The organism is Paraburkholderia caffeinilytica (genome assembly GCF_046030355.1).
In the GTDB taxonomy this organism is placed as follows: Bacteria; Pseudomonadota; Gammaproteobacteria; order Burkholderiales; family Burkholderiaceae; genus Paraburkholderia; species Paraburkholderia caffeinilytica_B.
Map to the genome: position 1 here is coordinate 20,352 of NZ_JAQQCQ010000008.1, position 13,120 is coordinate 33,471.

Genomic DNA, 13,120 nt, shown 5'->3' on the forward strand with positions numbered 1-13,120 from the left:
CCGCGTGCATTCACGTTTGAGGGACTGCAGATGAAGAGAAAGCTCATACCGGTGGCGCTGGCTGCCGTCCTGTCGGTGGGATTCGCGATGCATTCGCTGACGGCTTCAGCCACGCTCAAACCGGGCGATGCCGCGCCGCCGTTTACCACCGAGGCTTCGCTGGGTGGCAAGACCTACACCTATTCGCTAGCCGACGAGTTGAAGAAAGGGCCGGTGGTGCTGTATTTCTATCCGGCGGCCTTCACGAAGGGCTGCACGATCGAAGCCCACGAGTTTGCCGAAGCCGTCGACGAGTACAAGAAATATGGTGCGACGGTGATTGGCGTATCGCATGACAACATCGACACCTTGACGAAGTTTTCGGTGAGCGAATGCCGCAGCAAATTCCCGGTGGCGGCCGATGCTGACTCGAAGGTGATCGGTGCTTATGACGTCGGTATGCCGATGCATAGTTCGATGGCCAATCGTGTGTCGTACGTGATTGCGCCGGATGGCAAGATCATTTACGAGTACACGAGCCTGTCGCCGGAGAAGCATGTCGAGAACACGCTGAAGGCGGTGAAGGATTGGGCGGCGGCGCATAAGCAGCCGTAGGGGTGGGACTCGCGCGATGGCGCATTTTTCGCAATGGTTTTTTGCCGTGGGGATGGGGTGTTGGCTGTGCTAGCCTGAGCTTTTTTTGGGCGGGTGAGTTTGCGATGCCGATTATCGTTGCGTTGATTGCGCTGGTCGCGGTGGTGTATGGCGCAGTGCGGGCGTTTTATGCCCTGCAGGCGGCTTTTGGTTTGGCTGTTGCGGTTGGGGTTGCTGTTCTTGTTGTGCTGCTTTTGATTGCTGCGGTTGTTTATGGGTGGCGGCGTCGGAAGGAAGTCGCGCCTAATATTCGCGATGGCGATTGGACGCATGAACTCACGGGAACCTGGGGGGCGGTGCGGCTTGCTGCCGGTAAGCGGTTTTGTGAGATTCGCCTTGGCGGCGAGCAGGGGGCTTATATTTTTGCTGATCTGCTTGGGGCTGAAGTGCAGGGCCATGATGCTCAATGGCAGATTGCTTTGATGGTTAAAGATGCTACGCGTCAGGGTTGGGTTTTGCCTATGCTGGGTGAGCGGCAAGCTAAACAGTGGCGGCGGATTTTTTTGCTTGCTGTTGAGCAGAGGCTTTGAGGTTTTTTTTGTCTGCGGTTTGGTTTTGGGTTTTGCCTGCGCGGCGCTTGTTCGTTGTTTGCCTGAGGCGTTGGCCTTTCCTTGAATTGTTATTGGTTTATTAGTGTCGCCCCTGTGCGGGGCGGGCACTTACTTCTCTTTGCCGCCGCAAAGAGAAGTAAGCAAGAGAAAGCGGCTCACACCGCTAATTCTTAAGTGGGTCCCCCGCGCAGTCGCGGTAGTGGTGCATCTGGAATCTGTGTCCTCGCGCATTCGGCGGTAGTGACAAAGGAGTCATACTTCCGGCGGCGCTGCGCGCGCCGTGGCGGTAGTTCATCAAACCAGCCGCCGTTTTTGCGCTCAGCGGTAATTCATAAGTCTGCCCCCGCATTCGGGAGCCGGGTACTTCCGAACCCGCGGCATTTCAGAATGCAGCCTGCTGCAGCCGCCGTTTTTGCGCTCGGCAGTAGTTCATAAGCATCCCCCGCATTCGGAATCCGGGTACTTCGGAACCCGTGGTATTTCAGAATGCAGCCCGCTGTTTTCGGCACCTGGGCGCTTCGCTTGCTGATGGCTATGTTCAGCGTCAGTGGCCTTTCGAAAAACACTCACTCAGCCAGCATCGCCAGGACAAAACCGACACTCCCACCCAACGAAGCCAATGGTTCGGGATGCTCCCTTCCGGCGAGCACGCAGTGCGAGGCGGGAAGTATGACGGCCTTGTCACGAACGCGGAGTGTGCGGGAGCACGGATTCCAGATGCACCACTACCGTGGCTGCGCGGGGGACCCACTTAAGAATTAGCGGTGTGAGCCGCTTTCTCTTGCTTACTTCTCTTTGCGGCGGCAAAGAGAAGTAAGTGCCGCCCCGCACAGGGGCGACGCTAATAGACCAATAAGAAAACAAGGAAAGGCCAAAGCCATAGCCGCACAGACAAACAAAGCGCCGCGCAGGCAATTAACCAAGAAAAGCCCAACACCGTAAGCACACAGAAAAAAGCGCCGCGCAGGCAAAAAAATCAAGAAGCCACGATCCCCCCCCTACGCCCCTTCCTCGACTCCCACCGCACCCGAATCCGATCCATATAGAGATACACCACCGGCGTGGTATACAGCGTCAGCATCTGACTAACAATCAACCCACCCACAATAGCAATCCCCAACGGAGCCCGAAGCTCCGCCCCTTCTCCACGCCCAAAGGCCAACGGCAACGCCCCAAGAAGCGCCGCGCAAGTCGTCATCATGATCGGCCGGAACCGCAACATACACGCCTGATAAATCGCATCCTGCGACGACAACCCATGCCGGGATGCCTCAATGGCAAAGTCCACCATCATGATCGCGTTCTTCTTCACGATGCCGATCAGCAAGATCACCCCGATCAGCGCAATGATGCTGAACTCAGTCCTGAACAGCAGCAAAGCCAGCAACGCCCCCACGCCGGCGGAGGGCAGGGTGGAGAGAATCGTCAACGGGTGGATATAACTCTCGTACAACATCCCCAGCACGATATACACCGCCGCCAACGCGGCCAGAATCAGAATCGGCTGGTCGGACATCGACTGCTGGAACGCCTGAGCCGTCCCCTGAAAACTGCCGTGGATCGTTCCCGGCATACCGATCTGCGCCATCGTGTCGTAGATCGCCTGCGTCGCCGTCGATAACGACACGCCCGGCGGCAGATTGAACGAGATCGTCGAGGCCACGAACTGGCTCTGGTGATTCACCGACAACGGCGTGTTCCCCGGTCCGAAGCTCGCGATCGCCGACAACGGCACCATGGTTTCCTTCGACGTCGACACGGCAGCCCCCGACGAAGCACTCGATTTGCCGCTCGCCGCAATCGAATTGATCGCCTGGTTACGCGCGGAATCGGCAGCGATGCTCGCCACGCTCGACGCCGTCGTGCCCGCTGTGCCGCCCGTCGTCGCACTCGTGCTAGCCGTTGTCTGCGCCGTTACCGTGCCGGCCGGGGCGTTGGTGGTCTGCGCGCCGCTCGCGCTGCCGCCCGAGGTGCTGACGTAAATCTGTTTCAGCATGTCCGGGCTCTGCCAGTACTTCGGCGCCACTTCCATGACGACGTGGTACTGGTTCAGCGGGTTGTAAATCGTCGAGACCTGACGCTGGCCGAACGCGTCGTACAAGGTGTTGTCGATCTGCGCCGGCTTGATGCCGAGGCGCGAGGCGGTTGCGCGGTCGATCGTCACCATCGCCTCGAGGCCGCCTTGCTGCTGGTCGGAATTCACGTCGGCGAGTTCGGGGCGCGCTTGCAATGCCTCGGTGAGCTTCGGTCCCCACAGATACAGATCGGGCGTCGAATCGGCCAGCAGCGTGAACTGATACTGCGCGTTCGATTGCCGGCCACCCACGCGAATGTCCTGCACCGCTTGCAGGAACGTCCGCGCGCCGGCCACGTCGCCGAGCGGGGCGCGCAGTTGCTGGATCACCTGGTCGGCGGACAGCTTGCGCTCGCTTTTCGGTTTCAGCGAGACGAACATGAAGCCCGAATTGGTCTGACGGCCGCCGGTGAAACCGGCCACGCTGTCCACCGCGGGATTCTTGCCGACGATCTCCATCATCTCCGAGAATTTGCCCTTCATCGCCTGGAACGACGTGCTCTGGTCGGCCTGGATGCCGCCGATCAGCCGGCCCGTGTCCTGTTGCGGAAAGAAGCCCTTCGGCACGATGATGTACAGCCAGATGTTCAGTCCGATGGTGGCCAGCAGAATCGTGACGATCAGGCGCGGGTGCCGCAGCGCCCAGCCGAGACTGCGCTCATAGCCGCGATGCATCGACGTGAAGCCGCGTTCGAGCCAGAGGCCGAAACGTCCTTCCTCTTCCTTTTCGTGCGCCTCGCGCAGGAGGCGCGAACACATCATCGGCGTCAAGGTGAGCGAGACGATCAGCGACACGCCGATCGCGAGCGACAGCGTCAGCGCGAACTCGCGGAACAGCCGCCCGACAATGCCGCCCATCAGCAGAATCGGCAGGAACACGGCGACCAGCGAGATGCTGATCGACAGCACCGTGAAGCCGACTTCGCGCGCGCCGAGGAAGGCGGCCTTCATGCGCGGCACGCCGTTCTCGATATGCCGTGAGATGTTCTCGAGCACCACGATCGCATCGTCGACCACGAAGCCCGTCGCGATCGTCAACGCCATCAGCGAGAGGTTGTCGATCGAAAAACCCAGCAGGTACATCGCGCCGAACGTGCCGATGATCGAGATCGGTACGGCCACGCTCGGAATCAGTGTGGCGCGCCAGTTGCGCAGGAACAGGAACACCACCATCACCACCAGCGCCACCGCGATCATCAGCGTGCGCTCGGTGTCTTTCAGCGACGCGCGGATCGTCGTGGAGCGGTCGGAGGCCGGCGCGATGTCGACGTCGGCGGGCAGCGACGCGTGCAACTGCGGCAGCATCCCCATCACGCGGTCGATGGTGTCGATGATATTGGCGCCGGGCTGGCGGTACAGGATCACCAGCACCGAACGCTTGCCGTTGAAGAGGCCCAGGTTGCGCAGATCTTCGACCGAGTCGACGACTTCCGCGACGTCGGACAGCTTCACCGCCGCGCCATTGCGATAGGCGATGACCAGGTCCTTGTATTGCGAGGCCTTGCTCGCCTGGTCGTTGGTGTAGATCTGCACGCGGTTCGGGCCGAACTCGATCGAACCTTTCGGGCTGTTCGCGTTGGCCGCGGCGAGCGCCGCGCGCACGTCTTCGAGACCGATGCCGTAGTGGGACAGGGCGTTCGGTTCCAGTTCGACACGCACCGCCGGATTGGCCGAGCCGCTCACGTCCACTTCGCCGACGCCGTCCACCTGGGAGAGCGACTGCTGCAACACGGTGGCCGCCGAGTCGTACAACTGGCCGGCGGTCAGCGTTTTCGACGTGAGCGCCAGAATCAGGATCGGCGCGTCGGCGGGATTCACCTTGTGGTACGTCGGGTTGCTGCGCAGGCTCGCCGGCAGATCGGCGCGTGCGGCGTTGATGGCCGCTTGCACGTCGCGCGCGGCGCCGTCGATATCGCGGTTCAGGCCGAACTGCAGCGTAATGCGCGTCGAGCCGACCGAACTCTGCGAGGTCATTTCGGTGACGTCGGCGATCGAGCCGAGATGCCGTTCGAGCGGACTCGCGACGCTGGTCGCGACCGTGTCCGGGCTCGCGCCCGGCAGCGTCGCCTGCACCGAAATGGTCGGGAAATCGACCTGCGGCAGCGGCGCGACCGGCAGCTTGGTGAACGCGAAAATACCGGACAGCGCGATGCCGATCGCCAGCAACGTGGTGGCGACCGGGCGGGAGATAAACGGACGCGACAGGTTCATCGCTCAGGTCCCTGCATCGGTGGCGGGCGGCGTCGGCTTGCCGCGATTGAAGCGCTCACGCGCACGGCGCGCGAGCGCGTCGAAGCCGAGGTAGATCACCGGCGTCGTAAACAGCGTGAGCAACTGGCTGACGATCAAGCCGCCGGCAATCGCGATACCGAGCGGGCGGCGCAACTCCGAGCCGGCGCCGGTGCCGAGCATGAGCGGCAGGGCGCCGAGCAGGGCGGCGAGCGTGGTCATCAGGATCGGCCGGAAGCGCAGTAGACACGCCTGGTAGATCGCTTCGCGCGGCGCCTTGCCTTCCTCGCGCTCGGCGTAGAGCGCGAAGTCGATCATCATGATGGCGTTCTTCTTCACGATACCGATCAGCAGCACGATACCGATGATGCCGATGATGTCCAGATCGTGGCCGGTAATCAGCAGCGCGAGCAGCGCGCCGACGCCGGCCGACGGCAGCGTCGACAGAATCGTGATCGGGTGAATGAAGCTCTCGTACAGCACGCCGAGCACGATATACATCGTGACGATCGCCGCCAGAATCAGGAACAGTTCGTTCGACAGCGACGCCTGAAACGCCAGCGCCGCGCCCTGGAAGCGCGTCTGGAACGACGGCGGCAAGCCGATATCTTTCTCCGCCTGATCGATCGCTTTCACCGCTGCACCGAGCGACGAGCCGGGCGCGAGGTTGAACGAAACGGTGGTGGCCGGGAACTGGCTCAGGTGCGTGACGAGCAGCGGCGCGGGTTTCTCGATGAACTTCGCGATCGACGACAGCGGCACCTGGCCGCCCGACGAAGTGGAGGAGGGCAGATAGATCGACTTCAGCGACTCGGTGTAGTGCTGCATCTGCGGCTGCGCTTCCAGAATCACGCGGTACTGGTTCGATTGCGTGAAGATGGTCGAGATGATGCGCTGGCCGAAGGCGTCATACAGCGCGCTATCCACGGTAGCCGGCGTGATGCCGTAACGCGACGCCGTAGCGCGGTCGATTTCGATGTAGACCGACTGGCCGTTGTCCTGCAGGTCGGTGGCCACGTCCGCGAGTTCCGGCGACTGCTTCAGCCGGTCGACCAGTTTCGGCACCCACGTGGTGAATTCGCTGATATTCGGGTCGGTCAGCATGAACTGATACTGCGTCGGGCTGACCGTGGAATCGATCGTCAGATCCTGCACCGGCTGCATGTACAGCGAGGCGCCCGGAATATGCGCGACGTCCTGCTGCAACTGGCGGATCACGTCGCTCGCGGTGTGGCTGCGGTCGTCGCGCGGCTTCAGGTTGATCAGCATGCGGCCGCTGTTCAACGTGATGTTGCTGCCGTCCACGCCGATGAACGAGGTAAGGCTTTCCACGTCCGGGTTCTTCAGGATCTGCGCGGCGAGTTCCTGCTGACGCTCGGCCATCGACGCATACGACACCGACTGCGGCGCCTGCGTGATCGCCTGGATCACGCCGGTGTCCTGCACCGGGAAGAAGCCCTTCGGAATGAACACGTACAGCACGCCGGTCAGCACCAGCGTGAGCACCGCGACGAACAGGGTGGAGCGTTGCCGGTTCAGCACCCAGGTGAGCGCGACCGCATAGCGCGCGATGATCCAGTCGATCGCGTAGTGGGCCTTCGCTTCAAAACGGTGGCTTTCATGCGGCGGCGAATGGCGCAGGAGCTTCGCGCACATCATCGGCACGAGCGTGAGGGAGACGACCGCCGAAATCACGATCGTCACGGCCAGTGTGATCGCGAATTCGTGGAACAGGCGCCCAACCACGTCGCCCATGAAGAGCAGCGGAATCAGCACGGCGATCAGCGAAACCGTCAGCGAAATGATCGTGAAGCCGATCTGTTTCGAGCCCTTCAGCGCGGCTTCCAGCGGCGACTCGCCTTCTTCGACATAGCGCGCGATGTTCTCGATCATCACAATCGCATCGTCCACCACGAAGCCGGTCGCGATGGTCAACGCCATCAGCGACAGGTTATCCAGCGAGAAACCGCACAGGTACATCACCGCGAGCGTGCCGATCAGCGAGAGCGGCACCGACAGACTCGGAATGATGGTTGCGTAGACGTTGGCGAGGAACAGGTACATCACCAGCACCACCAGCACGACCGACATCAGCAATTCGAACTGCACGTCGCGCACGGAAGCGCGGATCGTGGTGGTCCGGTCGGTAACGATCTCCACCTCGAGCGCGGCGGGCAGCGACTGTTGCAGTTGCGGCAGGAGTGCCTTGATGCTGTCGACCACCTGGATCACGTTCGCGCCGGGCTGACGCTGCACGTTCAGGATGATCGCCGGCGTGTTGTTGACCCATGCGCCGAGCTTGGTGTTCTCCGCGCCCTGCACGATGGTGGCGACGTCCGTCAGCATCACCGGGCGGCCGTTTTTGTACGCGACCACGGCGCTCTTGTAGGCGTCGGCGTCGGTCAGTTGATCGTTCGCGTTGATCGTGTAGTTGCGCGTTGGGCCGTCGAAGTTGCCCTTCGGCGTGTTGACGTTCAGGTTCGAAATCGTGGTGCGCAAGTCGTCCAGATTCAGGCCGTATGCGGCGAGCGCGCGCGGGTTCGCCTGAATCCGCACGGCCGGGCGTTGCCCGCCTGACAGACTCACCAGACCCACGCCCGCCACCTGCGAAATTTTCTGCGCGAGACGCGTGTCGGCCAGGTCTTGCACCTGCGTGAGCGGCATCGTCTTCGAGGTGATCGCGAGCGTGATGATCGGCGCGTCGGCGGGATTGACCTTCGCGTAGATCGGCGGCGCGGGCAGGTCGGACGGCAACAGGTTGCCCGCGGCGTTGATTGCCGCCTGGACTTCCTGCTCGGCGATGTCGAGCGGCAGATCGAGGCTGAACTGCAGCGTGATGATCGACGAGCCGGCCGAGCTTTGCGACGACATCTGATTCAACGACGGCATCTGCCCGAACTGGCGCTCGAGCGGTGCGGTGACCGACGAGGTCATCACGTCCGGGCTCGCGCCCGGATAGAAGGTCTGGACCTGGATCGTCGGATAGTCGACCTCGGGCAGCGCGGAGAGCGGCAGAAAGCGCAGCGCGACGAGGCCGACCAGCATGATCGCCGCCATCAGCAGCGCGGTGCCGACGGGGCGCAGAATAAAGGCGCGGGATGGATTCATGCGATAGTTGCCGTGCCTTTATTCCGAGGCTTGCGCCGCGTGTTTGCGATGATGTCCATGCGCGCCGGATGCGCCCGACGCGGCAGCCGCGCCGCTTGCACCACGCGCGCCCGAAGCGCCGCGCGGCCGGTCGGCCGGAATCGTGATCTTGGCGCCTTCCTTGAGCCGGTCCGAACCGTCGATCACGACGCGCTCGCCGACCTGCAGACCGGATTTGATGCTGGTGCGCTCGCCGTCCACCGGACCGATCTTGACCGGACGCACCGTCACCGTGTTGTCCGGTTTCACGACATACACGAACTGACCCATCGAGCCGTTCAGCACGGCCGGCGTCGGCACGATCACCGCGTCCTTGATCGTGTCCACGAGAAGGCGCGTATTCACGAACTGATTCGGGAACAGCACGTTCTTCTCGTTCTGGAAGACCGCGCGCAGTTTGACCGTGCCGGTGGTGGTGTCGATCTGGTTATCCAGGGTTTCGAGCGAGCCGCCTTCAAGCGAGGTGGTGTTGCTGCGGTCATAGGCGGTGACCGAGAGCTTCGCGCCCGTTTGGGTTTGCTGGAGGATCTGCTGCAGGTTGTCTTCGGAGGTCGTGAAGATCACGCTGATCGGCTGCAACTGCGTAATCACGACGATGCCGTTGGTCAGGCTCGGTGTCACGTAGTTGCCCGGATCGACCTGGCGCAAGCCGACGCGTCCCGACACCGGCGCGGTGATGCGCGCATAGACGAGGTCGAGCTTGAAGGTATCGATGTTTGCCTGGTCGGACTTCACCGTGCCTTCATACTGCCGCACGAGCGAGGCTTGCGTATCGACCTGCTGGCTGGCGATCGAGTCCTGCGCGAGCAGCGTCTGATAACGCTTCAGGTCGAGGCGGGCGGTTTGCAGCAACGCCTGGTCGCGCGCGAGGGTGCCTTGCGCGTTCTCCAGCGAGATCTGATAGGGGCGCGGGTCGATCTGGGCGAGCACGTCGCCCTTCTTGACCATTTGACCTTCCTTGAAATACACGTCCTGCAGCACGCCGCTCAACTGCGGCAGCACGGTGACGTTGGCGAGCGGCGTGACCGTGCCGAGCGCGGTCAGCACCACCGGCATCTCACCCTGTGCGGCGGTTGCCACGTGGACAGGCTGCGCCAGGTTGGCGAATCCGCCGCCGCGGCCCCCGCGGCCACCGCTCGCGCCGCTTGCACCGGCAGCTCCGCTCGCGCCGCCGCCGGGCCCACCCCACGGATGCCAGCGCCACACCACGATCCCGAGGATGACCAGCGCCGCGACGATCAGCGCGATGTTGCGTCCGCGATGGTTTTTTGCCGCGACCGGTGTGTTGCCGGGCCCGCCAGCAGGTCTTCCGGCGGTGGATGGTTGCGAACCGGACTGGGAAGCCGGAGCGGCAGGGCGTGAAGTTTCCGAATGCTTTTGTTGTTCGTCCATCGGTTCGGTCTGGTGGCTGGCTTTGATGTGAGCCGCTCGTGCGCTTGTGCCGCCTCAGGAATGGGCGGACCGGCACGCAGGCGGCATGACAGGCGGTTTCGACAGCGGACGCGCCGCAAATGTTCAGCGCGATGCTACCCGAGGCGCGGGACAAAGATGTTAACGCATTGCGGCATCATGACAGGTCGGCGGGACGTTATCGAAGGGCGACAGCGGCTAGCCGGGCGAGCGCCCGCGACGGGAATCCGTGATCCTACGTCGTTGGCTCTGTAACAGTCCACCCGTGTATTTTTCTTTTGATTACGAAGGTTACAGGATGAGTGGAAAACAGTTGATAATGCCGTGCTCGCCGATCGGCAAATTCGGCAAATGTCGCTCGCGTGTCAGTTGTCCAGGCGGCGCCCGGGTGTGCCGCCGATCTCGAGAACGATCTTGCTGATGCATTCGAGCAGGGCCGGCGCGGCGCGCGAGATCAGCCAGTCGCGTGGGCACTGATCCGCGGAGCCGCCGCAATTGACCGCGTAGCGCTCGCCCGAGGGGCCGATGAATCCGGACGCGATTGCGTTCAGGCCGTCGTACCATTCGCCCGTGGCGATCGCGAAACCTTGCTCCGCGGTTTCCCGCAACGCGCTTGTCAGGCGGCTGCTGACGTGGCCCCAGTCGTCGCCTTCGGCGGCCTGCAAGCCGATCAGTAATTTTTCCCTTTCCGGTTCGGCGAGGGCCGACAGATAGGCGCGGCCGACCGCGGTGCGGGTAAGGTTCATGCGCGAGCCGATTTCGAGGCGCGATACCAGTACCGCCGAACGTGGCCGGATCGCGTCGATCACGACCATGTCGAGCCGGTCGCGTACAGCCAGGTGCACGGACAACGCGGTGCGCTCGGCGAGTTCGATGAGGAAAGGGCGCGCCCGGGCGCGGATGTCGAAGTTGCGCAGAAAGCCGTTGCTCAACTCCAGCACCGAGGAGGTCAGCACGAATCGCTCGCTGTCGGGCAAGCGGAACAGGAAGCCCGCGCCGACGAGCGTGGCGGTGATGCGCGAGACGGTGGGTTTGGGAATGCCGGTCAGTTCGGCCAACTCGCGGTTGCTGAGTGGCGCATCGGCTGCGGCGATCGAGCGCAGCACGGTCAAGCCACGTGCCAGCGCGGTGACTTCGTCGCCCGAGCCGTCTTTGTCTTTGGCGGGGCCTGCGGCAGTTTTGATGGGCGTGGATCGGGGCATATCGTTTTTTTGGAACTACATTTCAGTTTTTTGTTCGGTTATCCGTCAGCAACCGTTCTGAAAAGGGGCGATGAAAGCCCCAAAATGGGGCATGAAGTCCATTTTTCATCAGAAGATTCATTGTATCGGAATATTTTGCCGCGACGAATGAACGCTCTTTAGATTTTGCTTGACTTAGTCAGCATAACCATAAAAAATGGAATCTCATTTCGAAAGACGGTTTCAGGTTCTGTATTTTGAAATTCTGAACCAACCGTGGTCCGCGGAGTGTCTGGTCGAGTCCTGCAACAGTCTCCCGTAACAGTCCACGCAGTGTCTGTCTCGAGTCCGGCGTCCAACATCGCGCGCCCGTCCAACTTTCGAATACCGTCTCTCAGGTTCTAGCACGGCCCTCGGAATGGCTAGAACTTTTTAAGGCGTCACGGCAACGTGACGCCTTTTTTTTGCGCTATTCGGCGTGCAACAAAGTCTGCGGGGAAGGGCGGGACAGGCGTTCAAGGGCTTTGGCAGGGGGTGCGTGCGTCGCTTGATCGCCCGATGGTCTTGCTCGACAAGCTTGTTGAGATATTTGGGCTGGCTCGATTTCTAACAGAACCCGGCGACGTCCCCGGGCCTGCTCAGGCCGCATCTTTTTTTTTCGCTTCGAGCACGAATTCGGCCATGCCTTGGTCCGAGTGCGGCAACGAACCGGATGGACGATGCACGTCATGCGTCACGAAACCCTGTTCGCGACTGGGGACATCGAACCATTCCCGATGAGCAAACGAATCGCGGATGTCTTCAAGACCGCTTTCCCAGTGCTCCTGCATCGTGTCGATGCTGAACTCATAGTCCTTGTAGTGCCCCTCATAAGGCTTGTTCTTGTAGATGAGGTGCACCACGTTGATCGCGCTGCCGTCGGCAGCCTGTTCAGCGAGACGGAACAGCGGATCTGCCTTGACGATGTCGGGGGGAACGTGCGAAAGCAGTTCCTTGATGAAGCGTGCATGCTTCAGCCGATCCGCGAGCATGTTGGTGATCGCGCGCGTGCGGCTTGAGTACTGGATGTCCTTGGCGCGCTCCGACACGTCGAGGAAGTCCCCCGGCGCGTTGCCGCTCGCGCTCCACAGATCCACCTGAAAGACCAGGGTGTCCTTGTGCTCGGTGTCCCGAAGCACTTCGGTCAACGGCGTATTGGAAACCAGGCCACCGTCCCAGTAGTACTCGCCGTCGATCTCGACCGCGGGAAATCCTGGCGGCAACGCTCCCGACGCCATGAAGTGCTCCGGGTCGAGACGCATCTTCGTATTGTCGAAATACGTCAGGTTGCCGGTGCGCACATTCACCGCGCCGACCGAGACCCGGATGTTGCCGTCGTTGATGCGATCAAAATCGGCGAACTGCAACAACGTCTCTTTCAGCGCGGCAGTATGGTAGTAGCTGACCGCGCTCGGGCTTTTCTTCCCCAGGCCCGCGACCGGCAATGGAAAGCGCGGCGCGAAAAAACCGGGCTGGCCCTCGGTCAGCGCGCGGCTGGCCGCCCAGACGCTGGCCCACTTGCGTGACAGGTCTTGCAGCCCGACTCCGGGCAGCGTCCAGGTGCCCAGGCCGCCGAGCCAGTCCACCGGATGGCAGATCGAATTCCAGAAACCGCGCAACGCTTCCACGCGGTTTTCCGGCGCATTGCCGGCAATGATCGCGGTGTTGAGGGCGCCGATCGACACGCCCGCGATCCAGTCAGGATGGACGCCGGCCTGCATCAAGCCTTCATATACGCCGGCCTGGTAGGACCCGAGTGCGCCACCGCCCTGAAGCACCAGGGCAATTTCGTCGTAGCGCGGCAGCGCAAACGCATCCGGCTGCCCGTTGATTTTATTTGTGCTGCCGCGCATACG

General features: G+C 62.1%; 7 protein-coding genes. 2 read left to right on the forward strand and 5 right to left on the reverse strand.

Annotated elements, in window-relative coordinates; all coding sequences use genetic code 11:
* The first annotated feature begins 30 nt into the window (after window positions 1–30).
* Both PQQ95_RS14230 and PQQ95_RS14235 read left to right on the forward strand, forming a co-directional pair.
* Window positions 31–594 (forward strand): peroxiredoxin, encoded by a 564-nt coding sequence (locus PQQ95_RS14230; RefSeq protein ID WP_408438023.1) that lies wholly within the window; start codon window positions 31–33, stop codon window positions 592–594.
* A gap of 104 nt (window positions 595–698) precedes the next feature.
* The gene (locus PQQ95_RS14235; protein ID WP_408438024.1) at window positions 699–1,163 is read left to right on the forward strand and encodes a hypothetical protein; all 465 of its coding nucleotides are present in this window, start codon (window positions 699–701) and stop codon (window positions 1,161–1,163) included.
* Between the two features lie 997 nt (window positions 1,164–2,160).
* Here PQQ95_RS14235 and PQQ95_RS14240 read toward each other — a convergent pair.
* From PQQ95_RS14240 to PQQ95_RS14260, 5 genes are all read right to left on the reverse strand, one after another.
* Window positions 2,161–5,469 (reverse strand): efflux RND transporter permease subunit, encoded by a 3,309-nt coding sequence (locus PQQ95_RS14240; protein WP_408438025.1) that lies wholly within the window; start codon window positions 5,467–5,469, stop codon window positions 2,161–2,163.
* Window positions 5,470–5,472: 3 nt separating this feature from the next.
* Entirely contained in the window at window positions 5,473–8,595 is a 3,123-nt protein-coding gene (locus PQQ95_RS14245) for an MdtB/MuxB family multidrug efflux RND transporter permease subunit (protein WP_408438026.1), read from the reverse strand.
* 18 nt (window positions 8,596–8,613) lie between these two features.
* Window positions 8,614–10,026 carry an MdtA/MuxA family multidrug efflux RND transporter periplasmic adaptor subunit gene (locus PQQ95_RS14250; protein WP_408438027.1) on the reverse strand — a complete coding sequence of 471 codons (1,413 nt, stop codon included), beginning with the start codon at window positions 10,024–10,026 and terminating at the stop codon, window positions 8,614–8,616.
* 383 nt (window positions 10,027–10,409) lie between these two features.
* Complete coding sequence (locus PQQ95_RS14255) at window positions 10,410–11,246, reverse strand: IclR family transcriptional regulator (protein ID WP_408438028.1); 837 nt, start codon at window positions 11,244–11,246, stop codon at window positions 10,410–10,412.
* 617 nt (window positions 11,247–11,863) lie between these two features.
* Complete coding sequence (locus PQQ95_RS14260; RefSeq protein ID WP_408438029.1) at window positions 11,864–13,117, reverse strand: DUF3734 domain-containing protein; 1,254 nt, start codon at window positions 13,115–13,117, stop codon at window positions 11,864–11,866.
* Between the last annotated feature and the right edge of the window lie 3 nt (window positions 13,118–13,120).